Here is a 20746-nt window from a genome sequence, read left to right on the forward strand (position 1 = left end):
GATCCACGCGGCCGGCCTGGACTTCCTGCCCAAGCCGGTGAAGCCGGCGGCGTTGAGGGCGTTGTTGAGTCGGCATCTGAGCCTGAGATAGGCATCTGTTCGCGAGCAAGTCGCTCCTACAGTTAATACTGGCGCCGGGGTGGCTCTTGTAGGAGCGAGGGGGACGCCTAGTCCTTGCTCGCGAACAGATGCCTATCTCAGGCTCAGATGCCGACTCAACAACGCCCTCAACGCCGCCGGCTTCACCGGCTTGGGCAGGAAGTCCAGGCCGGCCGCGTGGATCTGCGCCACCAGCTCGGGCCGTGCATCCGCACTGATCACCACGCCCGGCACCGGCTCGCCCAGGCGGGTGCGCAGCCAGGCCATGAGGTCGGTGCCCAGTTCGCCATCGTCCAGGTGGTAGTCGATCAGCGCCAGTTGCGGGCGCGCGTCGCCTTCGAGCAGCACCTGGCACTCCTCGCGGCTGCGCGCGGTGAGCACGCGGCAGCCCCAGCGGGTCAGCAGGCTGTTCATGCCGGTGAGGATGCTGTCCTCGTTGTCCACGCACAGCACCTGCGCGCCGTTGAGCTGTTCCGGGGCCTCCAGCCTGTGTCCGTTGATCTGCGCCGGGGCCGGCTGGCGGGCCAGCGGCACGCTGACGCTGAACACGCTGCCCTTGCCCGGCCAGGAGCGCACCTCCAGGCGGTGGCCGAGCACCTTGCACAGCCGGTCGGCGATGGCGAGGCCCAGGCCCAGGCCTTTTTCGGCGCGGGTCTGGTGGCTGTCCAGGCGCTTGAATTCCTCGAAGATGACATGGAGCTTGTCCGGCGGGATGCCCGGGCCGTGGTCCCAGACTTCCAGGCGCAAGTGCCCCGCTTCGCGGCGCACGCCCAGCAGCACGTGGCCCTTGGCGTAGCGGAAGGCGTTGGTGAGGAAGTTCTGCAGCACGCGGCGCAGCAGTTTGATGTCGCTCTCGATGCGCAACTTGCTGCCGCGCACATGGAAGTCGATGCCGTGCTCCAGGGCCAGCACGCGGAATTCCACGCCGAGGGTGTCGTACAGGTTGCTCAGCGGGAAGGCCGCGACATCGGCGGTGACGCGGCCACCCTCAAGGCGCGAGATGTCCAGCAGGTCGGTGATCAGGTCTTCCGCCGAGCGCAGGGACGAATCCAGGTGGCGCACCAGTTCGGTGGCTTCCTCGGGGAGTTTTTCCTGGTGGGCGAGGGCGGCGGAGAACAGCCGCGCGGCGTTCAGCGGCTGCATCAGGTCATGGCTGACCGCGGCGAGGAAGCGTGATTTGGACTGATTCGCCGCTTCGGCGTTGCCCTTGGCCTCGGTGAGCGCCTGGTTCAGCTGCGACAGCTCGAAGGTGCGCTCCTGCACGCGTTGTTCCAGGCCTTCGTTGGCGTCCTTCAGGCCCTGCTCGGCATGCCGGTAGTTGGTGATGTCGGTGAAGCTCATGACGAAGCCGCCGCCGGGCATCGGGTTGCCGATCAGCTCGATCACCCGGCCGTTGGGGAACAGCCGTTCGGAGGTGTGCGGCCGCCCCTGGCGCATCCAGTACAGGCGCTTGGCCACGTGCAGGTCCGGGTCGCCCGGCCCGCACAGGCCGCGCTCGGCGTTGTAGCGGATGATGTCGGCGATGGGGCGGCCGACGTAGATGAGGCCGTCCGGGTACTCGAACAGCTCGATGTAGCGGTGGTTCCAGGCCACCAGGCGCAACGACTGGTCGACCACGCTGATGCCCTGGGTGATGTTCTCGATGGCGCCCTGCAGCAGCGCGCGGTTGAACTGCAGCACCTCGGAGGCTTCGTCGGCGATCTTCACCACGTCCTCCACCTGCATCTCGCGGCCTTCGATGGCGGCCTTCACCACGGCGCGCGCGGAGGAGGCGCCGAGAACGCCGGCGAGCAGGCGCTCGGTGTGGGCGATCCACTCGTCGTTGGCATTCTGGCTGGGGGTGAAGCCCTTGCCTTGGCGGTAGGCGAAGCGGATGAAGCTCTGCCGCGCGCGCTCCTCGCCGACGAAGCGGGCGGCGAGCATCAGCAGGTCTTCCAGCTGCACGGCGAGCATCGAGCGCGAGCTGAGCTTCTGGGAGATTTCCTGGCCGATGAAGCGGCTGGCCTGCCAGTGCTCGGAAACGCGGGTGCGGGAGAACACCGAGACCAGCCCGAACAGTGCGAAGTTGCCGATCAGCGAGAGCAGCACGCCGAGGGTCAGTGGCTCGATCGTCAGGCCGAACGGGCGGCCGTCCAGCCAGGCGAGGCCCGGGAAGGTCGCCAGCGGCCAGCCGAGGCCCTTGGCGACCACCGGCAGCACCAGGGTGTAAGCCCAGAGCAGCGAACCGGCAGCGAGGCCGGCGAACACGCCGCGACGGTTGGCCTGCTTCCAGTACAGCGCGCCGATCATCGCCGGGCCGAGTTGGGCGATGGCGGCGAAGGCGATCTGGCCGATGGTGGCGAGGCTCGCGGTGGAGCCCAGCAGGCGGTAGCTGACGTAGGCCAGCAGGAGGATCAGCGCGATGCTCACCCGGCGCACGGTCAGCAGCCAGTGGCGGAACACCTCGAAGGGCTGCTCGGCTTCGCCTTTGCGGCGCAGCAGCCAGGGCAGCAGCATGTCGTTGGAGACCATGGTGGAGAGTGCCACGCTGGCGACGATGACCATGCCGGTGGCCGCCGAGGCGCCGCCGATGAAGGCCAGCAGGGCCAGCGCCGGATGGGCCTCGGCCAGCGGCAGGCTGATCACGAAGGAGTCGGGCATCACGCCGGCCGGCAACTGCAACTGCCCGGCCAGGGCGATGGGCACCACGAACAGCGCGGCCAGCACCAGGTAGATCGGGAACACCCAGCGCGCCAGGTTGAGGTCGCGCGGTTCGATGTTCTCCACCACCAGCACGTGGAACTGGCGCGGCAGGCACATGATGGCGGTCATCGCCACACCGGTCTGCAGCAACATCGCCGGCCAGTGCACGGTCTCCTTCCAGTACTCGGTGAGCTGCGGGGCGACGCGGGCCTTGTCCAGCAGATCGCCGAAACCGTCGTAGAGGCCGTAGGTGACGAAGATGCCGACGGCGAGGAAGGCGGCGAGCTTGACCAGCGCTTCGAAGGCGATGGCCAGCACCATGCCGCGGTGGTGTTCGGTGACATCGAGGCTGCGGGTGCCGAAGACGATGGTGAATAGCGCGAGAATCAGCGACACGATCAGCGCGGTGTCCTGGGCGCGGATGCCGGTGGAGTCGGGTCCGGCGCCAATCAGCAGGTTCACCCCGAGTACGATGCCCTTGAGCTGCAGGGCGATGTAGGGCAGCACGCAGACGATGCAGATCAGCGCCACCACCACGGCCAGCGCCTGGGACTTGCCGTAGCGCGCGGCGATGAAGTCGGCGATGGAGGTGATGTTCTCCTGCTTGCTGATCATGATCATCTTCTGCAGCACCCAGGGCGCGAAGAGCATGAGCAGTACCGGGCCTACGTAGATCGGCAGGAACGACCAGAGCTGGTCGGCGGCCTGGCCGACGGCGCCGAAGAAGGTCCAACTGGTGCAGTAGACCGCCAGGGACAGGCTGTAGACCCAGGCGCGGACACGCGGCGAAAGAGGGGCGCGACGGCGGTCGCCATAGAACGCAATGGCGAACAGGACCGCCATGTAGAGCAGGGCGACCGTTGCGATCAACCCACTGGACAACGACATGCTGACTCCGGAAATGACTGGCTCCCCCGCAGGAGCGCTTGCAGCAGTTTCGCACCAAAGTCCGAATGTGTCAGACGACTGCTACCAATGTCTCAGTGGCGCTGTGTCGCGCTTCTCACTTGAGCGACGCTGGCCGGACTGATAGCTTGCCGGCCTTTGCGCGCCACCCGTCTGTCGCAGCCCTTCGCGGGGACGGCACTTCGGGCAGCCGCTACGCTCTGAAATGAGCGAGATTTGCGTCGACGTACCCAGGAGCACAGCATGTTCAGACCGCTACCGATCACCTTGCAGCGCGGGGCCTTGCGCCTGGAGCCCATGGTGGAGGCCGACGTGCCCGAGCTGGTGGCCCTGGCGGAAGCGAACCGCGAGGCGCTGCAGTTCATGAGCGCACCGGGGCGTCCGGACTGGTACCGCCAGGGGCTGGCCGACCAGCGCGAAGGCCGTGCGCTGCCGCTGGTGGTACGCCTGGGCAACGAGATCGTCGGCACCACCCGCTTCATGGACTTCCTCCCGGCATTGCCGGCCTGCGAGATCGGCGCCACCTGGCTGGACCAGGCGCAGCACGGCAGCGGCCTGAACGCCACGATGAAGTACCTGATGCTGCGCCATGCCTTCGACAGCTGGAAGATGGTCCGCGTGCAACTCAAGACCGCCGCCAGCAACCTGCGCTCGCAGCGCGCCATCGAGAAGCTCGGCGCGGTACGCGAAGGTGTGCTGCGCAACCACCGGCGCCTGGCCGGCGGTCGTCTAGACGACACCATTCTCTACAGCATCACCGACCACGAATGGCCGCAGGTGAAGGCCGCGCTGGAGGCCGGTTTCAACGGCTGAGTGCGCGGTGTAAGGTGATCGACCCGCTCGCTCTCAAGCGCAGCGGTGCGACATCAGGGCAGGACCATGACAGAACACCACGCGAGCGGCGAACGCACCCGCTTCTGGCGCGCCCAGGAGCTGGGCGGCGTCGAGCTGCTGCACGCGCGCTACATCGAGCAGGTGTTCTCGCCCCACGTCCATGAAGGTTTCGCCTTCGTGATGATCGAGCAGGGCGCGCAGCGCTTCCACCATCGCGGCGCCGAGCATTTCGCTCCGGCCGGCAGCGTGGTGCTGATCAATCCGGACGAAGTCCACACCGGCTCCAAGGCCGACGAAGCCGGTTGGCGCTATCGCGGTTTCTACCCGGAGCTGGCGCAGGTCTCCGGTGTGCTGGACGAACTGGAACTGGGCGGAGGCGGCACGCCGTCCTTCGACGCCAGCGTGGTACACGACCCCGAGCTGGTACAGGCGCTGTTCGCCGCCCACCGTCTGCTGGATGCCGAGGCCACCGTGTTGCAGCGTCAGACCTGCTGGCGCGAGGCGCTCCTGTTGCTGTTCCAGCGCCATGCGCGGATTCCCGATGCGCCTGTTGCCGGCAACGAGCCCGTCGCCGTGGCGCGGGCTCGCGAACTGCTCGGCTCGCGGCTGACGGAGCCGCCGTCGCTGGAAGAACTGGCCGCTGCCGTCGGCCTGTCGCCATTCCACTTCGCCCGGGTGTTCCGCAAGGCCACCGGCCTGCCACCCCACGCCTGGCTCAAGCAGCGCCGCCTGGAACAGGCCCGTGCGCTGCTCAAGCAGGGCTGTGCGCCGGTGAGCGTGGCGATGCAATTGGGCTTTTCCGACCAGAGCCATCTCAGCCGCCAGTTCAAGCAGGCCTACGGCGTCGGCCCCGGCGAATATCGGCAGGCCTGTGCGAGATCGTTCCGGTCGGTGTGAGGCGCTGGCGTGGATTCGGCGGTGTGGGCGCCTGGGCTTTTGCCCTTTGAAAAGCTGAATCTGATGCGGCGGGAAATATCTATCATTTGATATAGATTTTCATTTACGAATTTTACGATTTGACGTACTTTGCGCCTCCTTCACGAAGTGCCCGGGGGAGGGTGAAGCATGTCGTCCGTTCGTTCATGGTCGCGCCTGGCGATCGCCGTTGCTCTGGCCACGCCGCTGCTGCCGGCTCAGGCCGAGGAAGACAGCAAGGAGCTGGAGGCCGTCACCGTGGTCGGCGACTGGCTCGGCGACGCCGATCAGCAGGTGGTGCAGAACCACCCCGGCGCGCGCACCGTGGTGCGCCGCGAGAAGATGATCGAAGAAGGTGCGCAGAATGTGCGTGATGTGCTGCGCGGCATTCCCGGCGTGCAGGTGCAGGACAACAACGGCACCGGCGGCAGCGACATCTCCCTCAACGTGGGTGTGCGCGGCCTGACCTCGCGCCTGTCGCCGCGCTCCACCGTGCTCATCGACGGCGTGCCGGCCGCCGTGGCGCCCTACGGGCAGCCGCAGCTGTCGATGTTCCCGCTGTCGGTGGGCAACCTCGACAGCGTCGACGTCGTACGGGGCGCCGGTTCTGTGCGCTATGGCCCGCAGAACGTCGGCGGGGTGATCAACTTTGTTACCCGGGCGATTCCCAAGGAATTCTCCGGCGACGTCGGCACCACCAGCGAGACCGCTTCCCATGGCGGCTGGAAGAACCTCTACAGCGCCTTCCTCGGCGGCACCGCCGACAACGGCATCGGTGCCGCGCTGCTGTACTCGGGCGTGAAAGGCGCGGGTTACCGCGACAGCAACGACGCCACCAGCATCGACGACGTGATGTTCAAGACCCATTGGGCGCCGACCGATGCCGACGAGTTCTCGGCCAACTTCCACTACTACGACGGCACCGCCGACATGCCCGGCGGCCTGACCCAGGCGCAGTTCGACGACGACCCCTACCAGTCGGTGCGCGACTACGACAACTTCACCGGCCGTCGCAAGGACGTCTCGCTCAAGTACAAGCGGCAGGTCGACGACCTCACGCAAGTGGAAGTGCTGACCTACTACAGCGACAGCTTCCGCGGCAGCAACATTGCCAACCGCGACCTCAAGACCCTGGCGTCCTACCCGCGTGACTACCACACCTTCGGCATCGAGCCGCGGGTGTCGAGGATCTTCATGGTCGGCCCGACCACCCAGGAAGCCAGCGTCGGCTATCGCTATCTGAAGGAGGCCATGCACGAGCGCGCCAGCCAGGTCGGCCTGGTGAACAATGTCCCGACTCCGATTCCCGGCGCCGACGGCCATACCTACCAGGACCGCACCGGCGGCACCGAGGCCAACGCCATCTACCTCGACGACAAGATCGACGTGGGCAACTGGACGGTGACCCCGGGCATCCGCTTCGAAAGCATCTCCACCGACTGGCATGAGCGCCCGGTGCTCGACAACAAGGGCAAGCCGGTCCAGGAGAAGAAACGCAGCAAGGACTACAACGAGCCGCTGCCGGCACTGGCGGTGATGTATCACCTGTCGGACGAGTGGAAGCTGTTCGCCAACTACGAGACTTCCTTCGGCAGCCTGCAGTATTTCCAGCTCGGCCAGGGCGGCAGCGGCAACGACACCGCCAACGGCCTGCAGCCGGAAAAGGCCAAGACCTACGAAGTGGGCACCCGCTACGACAATGGTGCGTGGGGCGGCGAGGTGACGCTGTTCTACATCGACTTCGACGATGAGCTGCAGTACATCAGTCGCGACGTGGGCTGGACCAACCTGGGCGCCACCAAGCACCAGGGCATCGAGACCTCGATGCACTACGACATGGCGGCGCTCGACCCGATGCTGTCCGGCCTGACCGCGTACGGCACCTTCACCTATACCCGTGCCACCTACGAGGGTGATATCCCCGGCTTCCAGGGCCGCGACCTGCCGCTGTACTCGCGCCAGGTGGCCACCGTCGGCCTGCGTTACGAGCACGACCGCTGGACCTACAACCTGGACGGTTTCGCCCAGTCCAGGCAGCGCGCGCCCGGTCCGACCACCGACTCCAGCGGCAACTTCACCGGCGACTACATCACCGAACCGACCGCCGATGGCCAGTACGGCGACATCCCCGGCTACATGCTGTGGAACGTGCGCGCCGGCTATGACTTCGGCCCGCAGCTGTCGAACCTGAAGCTGGCCGCCGGGGTGAAGAACCTCTTCGACCAGATGAACTACACCCGCTCCAGCGACAATAACGCCGGTATCTACCTGGGCGAGCCGCGCACCTTCTTCGTGCAGGGCAGCGTTGGGTTCTGAGTAGGTCGCAGCCTGAGCAAAAGCCCGTCTTCGTGACGGGCTTTTTCTTGCCCGTGCGCAGGCGCCGATTAAGCTGCGCGGGTGGAATTGTGCGGAAAATGTGGCTTTGCTTCAGGCTGTTGCCGTCAAATCCGTGCTGTCATTCCGGCCACGGGCCATCACGCAGGTAAACAAGGACGATGACTGAACATTCGCAATTCGCCCTCCTGGGCAAGAAGCGTTTCCTGCCATTCTTCGTCACCCAGTTGCTGGGTGCGTTCAACGACAACATCTTCAAGCAGTCGCTGATCCTGGCGATCCTCTACCACCTCACTGTCAGCGGGGACCGCAACCTGCTGGTCAACCTCTGCGCGCTGTTGTTCATCCTGCCGTTCTTCCTGTTCTCCGCCCTGGGCGGCCAGTTCGGCGAGAAGTTCAACAAGGATGCGCTGATGCGCGCGCTGAAGCTGGCCGAAGTGGGGATCATGCTGATCGGTGCCGTCGGCTTCGTGTTCGGGAGCCTGCCGCTGCTGTTCCTCGCCCTGTTCGCCATGGGCACCCACTCGGCGCTGTTCGGTCCGGTGAAGTATTCGATCCTGCCGCAGCACCTGCAGGAGAACGAGCTGGTGGGCGGCAACGCCCTGGTGGAAATGGGCACCTTCCTCGCGATCCTCTGCGGCACCATCGGTGCGGGCATCCTGATGTCGCGGCAGGACTACGCCGCCGGCGTCGGTATCGCCGTGGTTCTGGTCGCCGCCTGCGGTTACCTCGCCAGCCGCAACATTCCCCGCGCGGCGGCGGCACTGCCGGAGCTGAACATCGACTGGAACATCTTCCGCCAGTCCTGGAGCATCCTCATGCTCGGCCTGCGCCAGCGTCCGGCGGTGTCGCGCTCGCTGGTGGGCAACTCCTGGTTCTGGTTCCTCGGTGCGGTCTACCTCACCCAGATCCCGACCTACGCCAAGGAGCTGCTGCACGGCGACGAAAGCGTGGTGACGCTGATCCTCACCGTGTTCTCGGTGGGCATCGCGCTGGGCTCGATGCTCTGCGAGAAACTCTCGGGCAAGAAGGTGGAAATCGGCCTGGTGCCCTTCGGCTCCATTGGCCTGAGCCTGTTCGGCATCCTGCTCTGGTGGCATTCGGGCGGCTTCCCGCAGGGCGAGCAGCCTTACCACTGGCTGGCGGTGCTGGAGCATTCGCAGTCCTGGGCGGTGCTGGCCGACATCCTCGGCATCGGCATCTTCGGCGGCTTCTACATCGTGCCGCTGTACGCACTGATCCAGGCGCGCACCGACGAGGACAAGCGCGCGCGGGTGATCGCCGCCAACAACATCCTCAACGCGCTGTTCATGGTGGTCGCGGCGATCGTCTCGATCCTGCTGCTGTCGGTGGCGAAGCTGACGATCCCCGAGCTGTTCCTCGTGCTGTCGCTGATGAACGTCGCGGTGAACGTCTACATCTTCAAGATCGTCCCCGAGTTCACCATGCGCTTCCTGGTGTGGCTGCTGACCCACTCGATGTACCGGGTCGACCACCGCAACCTCGACGTCATCCCCGACGAGGGTCCGGCGGTGCTGGTGTGCAACCACGTGTCCTTCGTCGATGCGCTGCTCATCGCCGGTTCCGTGCGCCGCCCGGTGCGCTTCGTCATGTACTACAAGATCTTCCGCATCCCGGTGCTCAACTTCATCTTCCGCACCGCCGGCGCGGTGCCGATCGCCGGGCGCAATGAAGATCCGGCGACCTATGAGCAGGCCTTCTCCAAGGTTGCCGAGTACCTGCGCGAAGGGGAGGTGGTGTGCATCTTCCCCGAGGGCATGCTGACCCTGGATGGCGAGATGAACGAGTTCCGCAGCGGCGTGGAGCGGATCATCGCGGAAACCCCGGTGCCGGTGATTCCGATGGCGTTGCAGGGGTTGTGGGGCAGCTTCTTCAGCCGCGACCCGAGCAAGGGCTTCTTCCGCCGCATCTGGTCGCGGGTGTGCCTGGTGGCCGGGCAGCCGGTGCCGCCGGAAGCCGCCAAGCGCCTGGCGCTGCAGGAGCAGGTTGCCGCCCTGCGTGGCGCGGCCCGCTGACTTTCGTTGGCGCAAAGAAAAAGCCCCGGCAGTGCCGGGGCTTTTTCATGGGCGTGTCGCGGTTCAGATGACCTGAACTTCGTCAGCCTGCAGGCCCTTCTGGCCTTCAACCACGATGAAGGAGACCTTCTGGCCTTCCTGCAGCGATTTGAAGCCGGTGCCCTGGATGGAGCGGAAGTGCACGAAGACATCGTTGCCGCTTTCCGGAGTGATGAAGCCGAAGCCCTTGGCGTCGTTGAACCACTTGACGGTGCCGGTCTGACGATTCGACATGGAATTACACCTTGAACAATTGAATATTGTTGTGCGGAAAAGCCCGCGCTCGTCCTGAGTTGCAGGGTGCAGTCGAAGCCGGGTGACGGGGAATGGCCCCATCAGGTCACGAGCCGCAGTGACGCAAGCAAACACAGTGGGCCGCAGCATACCGACAAATTTTCGGGAAAGCGACAGCCCGCCGGCATCGAAATCGATGCAGCGTCAGTGGCTCAGTTTCAGGCCAACCAGCCCGCAGAGGATCAGCGCAACGCTGAGCATGCGTACCGGTGCCATGGATTCGCCGAACAGCCAGATGCCAACGGCAACGGTGCCCAGCGCGCCAATGCCGGTCCAGATGGCGTAGGCGGTGCCCAGCGGCAGGTTCTTCATGGCCAGGCCCAGCAAGCCTACGCTGGCGGCCATCGCCAGGGCGGTGAGGGCCGAGGGAACCAGGCGGGTGAAACCTTCGGTGTACTTCAGGCCGACGGCCCAGGCGACTTCGAACAGGCCGGCGACGAACAGAATGATCCAGGACATGCAGGACTCCAGGCGGTGGATGGATTGAAGGGCCGTCCCCGCTGGAACACCGGAAGGTGGTGAGGTCGTCCTCACTATGTGCATTATTTTGCACAAATCCGGCGCTCCGGGCAAGCCGGGCGCCGGATCGGGACTTCAGTCCGTGGCCTGCTCCCGCGCGGGCGACTCGTCGGTCATGCGCCGGAACCAGGTGGAAAGCGTGGCGCCGGAGATGTTGTGCCAGACGCTGAACAATGCGCTGGGCACCGCCGCCAGCGGCGAGAAGTGTGCGCTGGCGAGGGCCGCGCCGAGGCCGGAGTTCTGCATGCCGACTTCCAGCGCCAGCGACTTGCGCTGCGCCAGCGGCAGACCGAAGAGCTTGGCGGTGAAGTAGCCGAGCAGGAAGCCGAAGCCGTTGTGCAGGATCACCACGGCCAGGATCAGCAGGCCGGACTCGGCGATCTTCGCCTGGCTGGCCGCCACCACGGCGGCGACGATGATCACGATGGACACCACCGAGACCAGTGGCAGCACGTCCACCACGTGGCGCACCCGTGCACCGAGCACGCGCTGGGCGACCAGGCCGAGCACGATGGGTACCATCACCACCTGCAGGATCGACCAGAACAGCGCGCCGAAGGACACCGGCAGCCAGGCCGAGGCCAGCAGCCAGATCAGCGCCGGGGTGAGCAGCGGGGCGAGGAGGGTGGTGACGCCGGCAATGGCCACCGACAGCGCCAGGTCGCCGCGCGACAGCCAGGTCATCACGTTGGAAGCGGTACCGCTGGGGCAGCAGCCGACCAGGATCACGCCCACGGCGATTTCCGCCGGCAGGTGCATCAATTGGCAGAGCAGCCAGGCCACGCCGGGCATGATCACGAAGTGGGCGATCACCCCGAGGGCGACGCGCCAGGGATGCCGGGCGACTGCGGCGAAGTCCTCGACCTTGAGCGTCAGGCCCATGCCGAACATCACCACGCCGAGCATCGGCACGATGGCGGGCGTGAGCGGGGTGAAGAGGCTGGGGACGAAGAACGCCAGGATGGCGAAGAGCAGCACCCAGAGGGCGAAGGTGTTGCCCATGAAGCGGCTGAGCAGGATGAGAGCACGCATGGGCCGTCCTTCCTGTTATGTGAGCCTTGAGGGAGTGACAGGCGCCGCGCGGAGGCGGCGCCTGCCGGGGCGTCAGATACCTTCCGGCATCGCTTCGCCGCCGAGGGCTTCGACCAGTGCCGGGAGGAACTCGGCGAAGGTCAGCATCATCAGGGTGAAGCTGGCGTCGAGCTGGCCGAGGGCGTCTTCGCCGCCGTCCTGTTCCGCCTTCTCCTGCAGCATGTCTTCGAAGCGCAGGCGCTTGATCACCACCTTGTCGTCGAGGACGAAGGACAGCTTGTCCGACCACGCCAGGGACAGCTGGGTGACCAGTTTGCCGGCGGTCAGGTGCAGCTGGATTTCCTCGCTGGTCAGGTCCTGGCGCTTGCAGCGCACCACGCCGCCGTCTTCGTGGGTGTCGCGCAGCTCGCACTCGTCGAGGACGAAGAAGTCGCCCGCGGCCTCCTGGGTCTTCACCCATTCGGTCAGGGTGGCGGTCGGCGCGACCTTCACCGTCAGCGGGCGCACCGGCAGCGAGCCCAGGGCTTCGCGCAGGGTGGACAGCAGGTCTTCGGCCTTCTTCGCGCTGGAGGAGTCGACCAGGATCAGGCCGAGGCTCGGGGCGATGGCGGCGAAGGTCGCCGAGCGGCGGATGAAGGCGCGCGGCAGCAGGGTCTGGACGATCTCGTCCTTGAGCTGGTCGCGCTCCTTCTTGTAGACCTTGCGCATCTGCGCGGTCTCGATTTCGTCGACCTTGTCCTTCAGGGCGTCACGCACGACGCTGCCGGGGAGGATGCGCTCTTCCTTGCGCGCGCTGATCAGGAAGAAGCCTTCGCTGGCATGGACCAGCGGGGCATCCGGGCCCTTGCCGAAGGGGGCGGAGAAGCCATAGGTGGTCAGTTCCTGGCTGGCGCACGGGCGTGCCGGCTTGCTGGCCAGGGCCTTCTCCAGGGCATCGGCGTCGATCTGCAGATCCTGGGTGAGGCGGTATACGAGCAGGTTGCGGAACCACATGAGGGGCGAACTCCTGGACACAAAGGCCCCATTATTCCGTCAGGCGCTTTCCAGGCCAACCCCGTTTTGTCTTTCACGCACTTCATCTAAGCCTTTGGAACATCTGAAAATTTTTTTCATCGAGGGGCTTGCCAGCCTCCCATCTCCTCCGTAGAATGCGCCCCACTTCGAGAGTGAAGGGTGATTAGCTCAGCTGGGAGAGCATCTGCCTTACAAGCAGAGGGTCGGCGGTTCGATCCCGTCATCACCCACCAAACTCGAGGTCCGACGCAGCGGTAGTTCAGTCGGTTAGAATACCGGCCTGTCACGCCGGGGGTCGCGGGTTCGAGTCCCGTCCGCTGCGCCATATTTCGAAAAGCCCTCAGGTAGCGATACCTGAGGGCTTTTTCTTTGCGCGCGGAAAGCCGCGCCAGTTCGCATTCCTTCGACCTGCCCGCCGAACATATCCTGTTAATTTTCCTATAAGTTTGCTGTGGGAACTTCTCCTGTGGCAGGGGTTCCTATTGCCCATAGCCACTGGCCACGAGCGCCTGATAAGCTCGCGGCTTCAAAGACCCTGCCATGACGGCGTAAAGACAAGGATTCAGCATGAAACAACATCGGTTGGCGGCAGCGATCGCGCTGGTCGGCCTGGTTCTCGCGGGCTGCGACAAGCAAGCCGCTGAAGTGGAACTGAAGACCCCCGCGCAGAAGGCCTCCTACGGCATCGGCCTGAACATGGGCAAGAGCCTGGCCCAGGAAGGCATGAACGACCTCGACTCCAAGGCTGTCGCCCTGGGTATCGAGGACGCCGTCGGCAAGCAGAAGCAGAAGCTGACCGACGAAGAGCTGACCGAAGCCTTCTCCTTCCTGCAGAAGCGTGCTGAAGAGCAACTGGCCAAGAAGAACTCCGAAGCCCTGGAAGCCGGCAAGAAGTTCCTCGAGACCAACGGCAAGCGCGAAGGCGTCGTGACCACCAAGTCCGGCCTGCAGTACGAAGTCGTGAAGAAGGCCGACGGTCCGCAGCCCAAGGCGACCGACGTGGTCACCGTTCACTACGAAGGCAAGCTGGTCGACGGCACCGTGTTCGACAGCTCCATCCAGCGTGGCAGCCCGATCGACCTGCCGGTTGGCGGCGTGATTCCGGGTTGGGTCGAAGCCCTGCAACTGATGCACGTCGGCGAGAAGATCAAGCTCTACATCCCGAGCGAGCTGGCCTACGGTGCGCAGAGCCCGAGCCCGACCATTCCGGCGAACTCCGTGCTGGTGTTCGACCTGGAACTGCTGGGTATCAAGGATCAGAATCAGCCGGAAGCGCCGGCGCCGGAAGCGACCCAGGAAGCTCCGAAGCAGAACTGAGTACCTTCGTACCAATGAAAACGCCCCGTTACCCACGGGGCGTTTTCGTTTTTGCGGGACCGGCTCTGGAACGGCACACTGACCCAATGGTCTGTTTGGGGGTGGACGTGGCGTTGGTGTTACGCTTATGCACATATTTGCCGCAGTTGCCCTGATGCCAGGGGCTTGACATCCTGGTGGCCATCGAATAGCCGCAACTGCATGATTTTTAACGCATTTGTCAGGCTGGATAAAAAATCGCCTATCTGTCTGGAGCCCCGATGGCTCGGGCCTTTGGGCGATGTTGGGGCTTTCTTTCAACAGAGTTATCCACAGTAAAGGTGGATAACCTGAACCATTCCTGTCTGGCATTCCTACCGAGGTGACGTGATGAGAAAACCTCCGGGATTCGATCGCTACCTGGACCTCGCCGGTCGTTTCCTGGCCCGTGGCCGGGTGCCGGCGTTGCTGTTCGCGGTGGCGCGCAAGAGCGGCCGCCTGAAGCTGGCCCGCAACGACCTGAAGCTGCTGCAGGAGCTGCTGGTGGCCTGGGTGCGCGGGGAGTATCGCGGCATCAGTTCCCAGGCCCTGGTGTCGGTCGTGGCGGCGCTGCTGTATTTCCTGGCGCCGGTGGACCTGGTGCCTGACTGGCTGCTGGGGGTGGGGTTCCTTGATGACCTGGCCGTGCTGGCCTGGGTCGTGCGCCGCTGGCAGTCGGAGATCGATGCCTTCAAGGTGTGGCGGGACGGCCAGGGCGTGGAGACCCGCGAGGCGCTCGCACAACTGCCGGCGCCGGTTCAGCGCCGCTGACGCAACAGCTGATTCTGCTGGACGAGCATGCGCTGGATCGAGCCGTCGTCCACCAGGGTCTGCAATGCCGCGTCGAGGCGTTCGGCGGGGATCGGCAGGGTTGGGCCGTAGGAGCAGCGGATCGAATAGCGCTGCAGGACGCCGGGATTGACCCGGACGGTCAGGTTCGGATGTTCCCGCAGCAGGAATTCCAGTGGCCGGCGCATGTCGACGATGGCGTCCAGGCGGTTGTGTTCGAGCATGTGCAGGCGGGTTTCCAGGTCGCGCACGTCGTCGCGGCGGATCGCATGGCTGGCGAAGGCCTCCATCAGGGCCGGCGGGTAGACGTAGCCAAGGCTGGTGCCGAGCGTACGGCCGCGAAGCGCGTCGAGCGTGTTGAAGGCTGGCGCATCGCTGCGTTGCGCCAGAACGTCTTCTTCCTCGAACAGGCTGGGCGACCAGTGCAGTTTTTCCGGTGCGCTCATCCATTGCGGGTTGTTGATGCACAGCAGCTGGATGCTGCCTTGTTGCAGCGAAGCTTCCACACGTTTGTCGGGAGTCTCGATGAAGCGAACCTGGAGGTTCAGGAGTTGTCCGACTCTTTCGCCCAGATCGCGGACGAAGCCGTGCGCCAATTCGTGGTCAATACTTTCCACGTAGGGCATTCCGTTGCTTGGCGAGTAGCCCCAGCGCAGTTCTTCGGCGCCGCAGAGGGCGCTGGTCAGGCAGAGGCAGATCAGGAGAAGACGCTGCAAGTCGGTCCCCAGGTTCGGCGGGCGGTGACGGCAGCAGCAGTATAGCCGGCACAGGTGCCGGTCAGGCTGTTAAGATGGCGGCCTGCAAGGAGTGTTGTCATGAACGTGCAAGTCATCATGCGTGACGGCGAGGCGGAGTACGCCGTTGTTCCCTGGGCCGAATACCAGGCACTGCTGGCTGCCGCCGGCCGCGGCGCCGCACAGGTGGTCCAGCCCGCCGCAGCACCCGTATCCGATGAGGCTCCGAACTGGAAATCCCTGCGCGAGGCGCGCGGCCTTTCCATCGAGACGCTGGCGCGCGCGGTGGGCATCAGTCCGTCGTACCTCGCCCTCATCGAGAATGGCGAGCGCGAGGCCAGCGATGCCATCCAGCACGGCCTGCGCCGTGCCCTGGGCAGTGGGGAGTCCGGTTCTTGAGCGTACAGATCAGCCGCAAACACTGGGAAGGCCTGCTCGGTGAGCTGGAAGACGCCCGCCGCCAGCGCCATCTGTTGACCTACCGGGCGCTGATCGAGCGCCTGCAATTGCCGACACCGGCGATGACCACCCTGACTGCCGCCCTCGAACATCTTGCCGCCCTGGATGCCCGCGCCGGGCGTCCGCTGCGCAGTTCGCTGGTGATCAGCCAGGGCGCGAGCCGTCTGCCGCGTACCGGCTTCTTCGAATGCGTGGAGCGCCTCGGGCGTTTTTCCGGCGCGCCGGATGGTCCAGCCGCGGCGGGTTGGCATGCGGCGGAAGTGGTGCGGGTCTTCGAGTTCGAGTACCCCGAGGAGCTTTGAGGTGGCGACGCCCCGTGAGCAGTACTGGCGCTGGCGCGCACAGCTGACCTACGGCGTGGCGCGGCGCCTGATGGGGTGGCCCTGGCTGGTGCGCCAGCCACGCGCCTGGCAGTGGATGCAGGGGCAGTTCTCGCGCATGGCCAATCTGGGCGACACCGCTGCGCAGAGCTTCTACGGACACCTGCTGCTGTTCCGCGGGCAGGGCCTGGGGGCTCGCGAGGAAGGGCTGCGTCTGCTGCGCCTGGCGGCCAGTGGCGGTGATGCCAAGGCGGCGTACCAGGTTGGCGTGCAACTGCTCAAGGGCGATACGCGACACGCCGCCGATGCGCAGGAAGCCGCGCGCTACTGGGGACAGGCTGCTGATGGCGGCCATCCACTGGCGGCGCGCCAACTGGCGGAGCTGTACCGCAGTGGCGGCCCAGGGCTGCCGGCGGATGAGGCGCAGGCCGCGCGCTTCGAGGCGCGCGCCCATCAGCTTGGACTCTGAGTTCAGCCAGCGCTGAGGATGTGCAGGCTGTAGCCGGGCACCGCCTTGGCGTGCCGCTTGGCTTCCGAGGCCAGCCCCGCCAACTGCCCGGCATCCAGGCGCGCGCAGGCGTCGGGTGTGAGATGCACGATACCGATCGACAACGACAGCAGCGGGAATTCCTCCCGCTGTCCGTGGCGGTTGTGCGAGACGAAGCAGCCTGCTTCGAGGTGCTCGCGGCTATAGAAGCGCCGGCACTGTCCCTGGAAGTCTTCCAGCAGGTGATTGAGGCGTTCGCGCCAGTCCCGGGTGCCCAGCACCAGCATGAAATCATCGCCACCGATATGGCCGACGAAGTCCTGTGCCGGGTCCACCCGTTCGCCCAGGCATTGCGCCAGGCACAGCAGCACTTCGTCGCCGCGCGCATAGCCGTAGAGGTCGTTGAAGGGCTTGAAGCTGTCGATGTCCACATAGCAAACCGCGGCTTCCCGGCCTTGTTGCAGCAGCCGGGTCAGGCACTGCTGGATCGGCACGTTGCCGGGCAGCAGGGTCAGCGGGTTGGCGTGGCGAGCCTGGCGGATCTTCTGTTCGGTGATCAGCTTGAGCACATCGATCACCCGGCCCAGGCCCAGGTAGCGGCCATTCAGGGTGATGATGAAATCTTCCTCGATCCGTTGCCGTGCGCGGCTGGTCAGCAGGCGGCTGACCTGTTGCAGCGACTGGCTGCGCTCCACCGCGAGGAAATCGCTGCTCATCAGCCGGCTGATCGGCTTGCGCGCATACAGTTCCGGTGCGAAGGGCTTGAGCAGTGCATCGGACAGCGCATGGCGATGCACGATGCCTACCGGTTGCCCGTGCGCGTCGAGCACGGCGACGGAGTTCAGGTTGGCCTGGGCGCGGAAGGCTTCCAGCACGTCGCTGATCGGAGTGTCGTCGCGCACCGCCGGCTGTTCGAGCAGCAGCGGTTGCAGGTCGGAGGCTTCGTCGGCGAGCAGGCTGCCGCTGGCGTCCACCTCCGGCAGCAGGCCGCGCGCCTCGCGCGGCGGCTGCTCGCTGGGGCGGCCGAACAGGTAACCCTGCACCAGGTCGATACCCATTTCCGAGAGCACCGCGAGTTCTTCGGCGAGCTCGATGCCTTCGGCGATGACCTGGGCACGCGAGGCGTGGGCCATCTTCAGGATGGAGCCGACGAACTCGCGCTTCACCGTGTCCAAGTGAATGCCTTCGATGAAGTGGCGGTCGATCTTTACATAATCGGGGCGCAGCTCCGACCACAGGCGCAGGCTGGAATACCCCGCGCCGAGATCGTCCAGGGCAATGGAGAAGCCCATTGCCCGGTAGTGATGAAGCGCGGTGTCGAGCAGGCTGAAATCCTCGATGGGCGTCTGCTCGGTGAGTTCGATCACCACGTCGTTGGGCGAGATGCCGAAGGTCTGCAATAGCTGCAGGGTGCGGCCGGGCTGGTGGGTGGGTTCCAGCAGCGATTCGGGGGATACGTTGAGAAACAGCTTGCCGTCGAGCTTCAGGTCACGAAAGCGCGTGCATGCTGTGCGCCGGCAGAGCAGTTCGAGCTGGCTCAGGCGGCCGCTGCTGCGGGCGATGCTGAACAGTGGCAGGGGCGAATGCAGGGGGCCGTTGGACGGGCCGCGGGTGAGGGCCTCGTAGCCGATCAGGCGCCGTTCGGAGAGCGACAGGATGGGCTGGAACAGGCAGTGCAGGTCGCCGTGAGCAAGGATCTGGTCCAGGGCGCTCAACTGCTCGGTGACGGTCATGACGGTTCTCGGTGGATGAAAATGCAAAGGGCCGGTTTCCCGGCCCTGTGCATTTCACGACAGCGTCATGACGCTTTGATTACATCCGATCAGTGTTTGGCGACCTGCGAATCCAGGTTCAGGTAGTCGATCAGGATGTGCCCGGACTCGGTAAGGTAGGCGTCGTCCTGCGGCTTGGTCTTGTCCTCCTCGGGCAGGGCGTTCTCGTCTTCCTTCTTCAGCTCCTTGAGCGGTTCCTGGCCCTTGGATTTGCGCAGGGTGTTCTCCATGGCCAGCTGGCGGTTCTCGATGCTGGTCTGCTGGGCCCGGCGCTTGGCTTCGTTGAGGGTGACGGTCTTCTCTTTCATCAGCTCCTGGGCCAGCGCCAGACGCTCGCGGGCGTAGACGAAGTCGGCGTTGTTCGCGGTGCGCGCGTCATGCCGGCTGCGCAGCTGGTCGAGGAACGGCTTGAACGGGTCGGCCTGGGCCTTGAGCACCGGCTTGATGGTGTCCCACGGCATGGAGTCGGGCAGGGCGCTCTCGCCGATTTCCTTGTCGTCGACGATGGACGGGTAGCTGATGTCCGGGATCACGCCCTGGTGCTGGGTGCTCTGGCCGGAGACGCGGTAGAACTTGGCCAGGGTCAGCTTCAGCTCGCCATGGTTGAGCGGCTGGATGGTCTGCACGGTGCCCTTGCCGAAGGTCTGGCCACCGACGATGAGCGCGCGGTGGTAGTCCTGCATGGCGCCGGCGAAGATCTCCGACGCCGAGGCGGACAGACGGTTGACCAGTACGGTCATCGGGCCGGTATAGAAGGCCTTGCCCTCGTCATCGTTGAGCACGTCGACGCGGCCGTCGCTGTTGCGCACCAGTACGGTCGGGCCCTGGTCGATGAACAGGCCGGTCAGCTCGGTGGCCTCCTGCAGGGAGCCGCCGCCGTTGTTGCGCAGGTCGATGACGATGCCGTCGACCTTGTCCTTCTGCAGCTCGGCGATCAGCTTCTTCACGTCGCGGGTGGTGGACTTGTAGTCCGGATCGCCCGCACGGTAGGCCTTGAAGTCGAGGTAGAAGGCCGGCACGTCGATGATGCCCAGCTTGTAGGCCTTGCCTTCGTGGTCGAGGGTGATTTCCGACTTCTTCGCCGCCTGGTCTTCCAGCTTCACCGCTTCGCGGGTGATGGTGACGATCTTGCTGGTCTGGTCATTCGGCGCGTTGGTGGACGGAATCACTTCCAGGCGGACCTGCGAGCCTTTCGGGCCGCGGATCAGCTTGACCACTTCGTCCAGGCGCCAGCCGACCACATCGACCATTTCGCCCTTGCCCTGGGCGACGCCGATGATCTTGTCGGAGGTGGCGATCTGCTTGCTCTTCTCAGCCGGGCCAGCCGGTACCAGGCGCACGACCTTCACGTAGTCGTTGTCGCTCTGCAACACGGCGCCGATGCCTTCCAGCGACAGGCTCATGTTGATGTCGAAGTTTTCCGCGCTGTCCGGCGACAGGTACTGGGTGTGCGGATCGTAGGTCTGCGCGAAGGCGTTGATGTAGGCCTGGAAGATGTCTTCGCTGCGGGTCTGCTCCAGGCGCATCAGCTGGTTCTTGTAGCGCTTGGTCAGCTGCTCCTGGATGGCCTTGTTGTCCTTGCCGGCGATCTTCAGGCGCAGGACTTCGTCTTTCACCTTCTTGCGCCACAGGTCGTCCAGCTCGGCGCTGTTCTTCGCCCAGGGTGCCTTCTCGCGGTCGATCTCAAGGGATTCGTTGGTGGTGAAGTCGATCTTGTCGACGCCCTTGCCGAGCATCGCCAGGGCGAAGTCCAGGCGCTCCTTCAGGCGGTCCAGATGACGCTTGTAGATGGTGAAGCCCGGGTCCAGCTCGCCGCTCTTGAGGAAGTCGTCGAACTGGGTGCGCCAGGGAGCGAACTGGTCGATGTCGGCGGCGGTGAAGTACATGCGCGCCGGGTCGAGGATCTTCAGGTAGCTGTCGTAGATCTTCGCCGAGCGATCGTCGTTCAGCGGCGGTTTGTTGTAGTGATGGCGCTTGAGCAGCTCAACGATGTTGAGGCTGGCGATCACCTGGTCCCGGTCCGGCTGCAGGCCGTCCCAGACGTTCGGGCTGCTGGTGGCAGCGAACGAGGACAGGGCGGTCGCGCCGAGGATGAACAACAGGGCGGTGCGGGGCAAAAATCGCTTCATGCTGATTCGACTGATCG

17 protein-coding genes and 2 tRNA genes are annotated in these 20746 nt (G+C 65.2%); 11 read left to right on the forward strand and 8 right to left on the reverse strand.

Annotated elements, in window-relative coordinates; translation table 11 throughout:
- Positions 1-192: 192 nt before the first annotated feature.
- Complete coding sequence (locus J5M67_RS23705; protein WP_207887890.1) at positions 193-3669, reverse strand: PAS domain-containing hybrid sensor histidine kinase/response regulator; 3477 nt, start codon at positions 3667-3669, stop codon at positions 193-195.
- 261 nt (positions 3670-3930) lie between these two features.
- On the opposite strand from J5M67_RS23705, the gene J5M67_RS23710 reads away from it, so the two are divergent.
- The 4 genes from J5M67_RS23710 (at position 3931) to J5M67_RS23725 (ending at position 9806) form a co-directional block, all read left to right on the forward strand.
- The gene (locus tag J5M67_RS23710) at positions 3931-4500 is read left to right on the forward strand and encodes a GNAT family N-acetyltransferase (RefSeq protein WP_207887892.1); all 570 of its coding nucleotides are present in this window, start codon (positions 3931-3933) and stop codon (positions 4498-4500) included.
- A 66-nt stretch (positions 4501-4566) separates the two neighbouring features.
- Positions 4567-5418, forward strand: coding sequence for an AraC family transcriptional regulator (locus J5M67_RS23715; protein WP_207887894.1), 852 nt, complete (start codon positions 4567-4569; stop codon positions 5416-5418).
- 168 nt (positions 5419-5586) lie between these two features.
- On the forward strand, positions 5587-7752 hold the full coding sequence (locus tag J5M67_RS23720) for a TonB-dependent receptor family protein (protein ID WP_207887896.1): 2166 nt from the start codon (positions 5587-5589) through the stop codon (positions 7750-7752).
- A 179-nt stretch (positions 7753-7931) separates the two neighbouring features.
- Positions 7932-9806, forward strand: a complete 1875-nt coding sequence (locus J5M67_RS23725) for an MFS transporter (protein WP_207887898.1) — start codon at positions 7932-7934, stop codon at positions 9804-9806.
- A 63-nt stretch (positions 9807-9869) separates the two neighbouring features.
- Here J5M67_RS23725 and J5M67_RS23730 read toward each other — a convergent pair whose 3' ends face one another.
- The 4 genes from J5M67_RS23730 to rdgC all read right to left on the reverse strand — a co-directional run bounded on the left by J5M67_RS23730 (position 9870) and on the right by rdgC (position 12683).
- Positions 9870-10079 (reverse strand): cold-shock protein, encoded by a 210-nt coding sequence (locus J5M67_RS23730; RefSeq protein ID WP_024763416.1) that lies wholly within the window; start codon positions 10077-10079, stop codon positions 9870-9872.
- A 204-nt stretch (positions 10080-10283) separates the two neighbouring features.
- Positions 10284-10598, reverse strand: a complete 315-nt coding sequence (gene sugE, locus J5M67_RS23735) for a quaternary ammonium compound efflux SMR transporter SugE (protein WP_207887900.1) — start codon at positions 10596-10598, stop codon at positions 10284-10286.
- A gap of 135 nt (positions 10599-10733) precedes the next feature.
- Positions 10734-11690: a bile acid:sodium symporter family protein gene (locus J5M67_RS23740; RefSeq protein WP_207887902.1), complete on the reverse strand. Its 957-nt coding sequence runs from the start codon at positions 11688-11690 to the stop codon at positions 10734-10736.
- 72 nt (positions 11691-11762) lie between these two features.
- On the reverse strand, positions 11763-12683 hold the full coding sequence (gene rdgC / locus J5M67_RS23745; RefSeq protein ID WP_207887904.1) for a recombination-associated protein RdgC: 921 nt from the start codon (positions 12681-12683) through the stop codon (positions 11763-11765).
- A gap of 178 nt (positions 12684-12861) precedes the next feature.
- Between rdgC and J5M67_RS23750 the strand changes: the two genes are divergently transcribed.
- The 4 genes from J5M67_RS23750 to J5M67_RS23765 all read left to right on the forward strand — a co-directional run bounded on the left by J5M67_RS23750 (position 12862) and on the right by J5M67_RS23765 (position 14810).
- Positions 12862-12937: transfer RNA gene (locus J5M67_RS23750), tRNA-Val, on the forward strand.
- 15 nt (positions 12938-12952) lie between these two features.
- Positions 12953-13029, forward strand: a tRNA-Asp gene (locus tag J5M67_RS23755).
- A 242-nt stretch (positions 13030-13271) separates the two neighbouring features.
- Positions 13272-14021: an FKBP-type peptidyl-prolyl cis-trans isomerase gene (locus J5M67_RS23760; RefSeq protein WP_207887906.1), complete on the forward strand. Its 750-nt coding sequence runs from the start codon at positions 13272-13274 to the stop codon at positions 14019-14021.
- A gap of 369 nt (positions 14022-14390) precedes the next feature.
- Positions 14391-14810, forward strand: coding sequence for a YkvA family protein (locus J5M67_RS23765; protein WP_207887908.1), 420 nt, complete (start codon positions 14391-14393; stop codon positions 14808-14810).
- On the opposite strand, the gene J5M67_RS23770 is transcribed toward J5M67_RS23765, so the two are convergent.
- Positions 14798-15544 (reverse strand): ABC transporter substrate-binding protein, encoded by a 747-nt coding sequence (locus J5M67_RS23770; RefSeq protein ID WP_207887910.1) that lies wholly within the window; start codon positions 15542-15544, stop codon positions 14798-14800. The two genes, J5M67_RS23765 and J5M67_RS23770, sit on opposite strands and share 13 nt — an antisense overlap.
- 99 nt (positions 15545-15643) lie before the next feature.
- Between J5M67_RS23770 and J5M67_RS23775 the strand changes: the two genes are divergently transcribed.
- The 3 genes from J5M67_RS23775 (at position 15644) to J5M67_RS23785 (ending at position 16810) form a co-directional block, all read left to right on the forward strand.
- Positions 15644-15961, forward strand: coding sequence for a helix-turn-helix domain-containing protein (locus J5M67_RS23775; protein WP_207887912.1), 318 nt, complete (start codon positions 15644-15646; stop codon positions 15959-15961).
- A complete protein-coding gene (locus J5M67_RS23780) occupies positions 15958-16323 on the forward strand; it encodes a hypothetical protein (RefSeq protein WP_152221681.1) in 366 nt (121 codons plus the stop codon). Before J5M67_RS23775 ends, J5M67_RS23780 begins: the two co-directional genes overlap by 4 nt.
- Positions 16324-16393: 70 nt before the next feature.
- Positions 16394-16810, forward strand: a complete 417-nt coding sequence (locus J5M67_RS23785; protein WP_243434855.1) for a tetratricopeptide repeat protein — start codon at positions 16394-16396, stop codon at positions 16808-16810.
- Positions 16811-16812: 2 nt separating this feature from the next.
- Here J5M67_RS23785 and J5M67_RS23790 read toward each other — a convergent pair whose 3' ends face one another.
- Positions 16813-18561, reverse strand: coding sequence for a GGDEF domain-containing protein (locus tag J5M67_RS23790; protein WP_207887917.1), 1749 nt, complete (start codon positions 18559-18561; stop codon positions 16813-16815).
- Positions 18562-18650: 89 nt separating this feature from the next.
- Positions 18651-20729: a carboxy terminal-processing peptidase gene (locus tag J5M67_RS23795; protein ID WP_207887919.1), complete on the reverse strand. Its 2079-nt coding sequence runs from the start codon at positions 20727-20729 to the stop codon at positions 18651-18653.
- Positions 20730-20746: the final 17 nt, after the last annotated feature.

The sequence above is a fragment of the Pseudomonas sp. 30_B genome, assembly GCF_017491605.1.
GTDB lineage: Bacteria > Pseudomonadota > Gammaproteobacteria > Pseudomonadales > Pseudomonadaceae > Pseudomonas.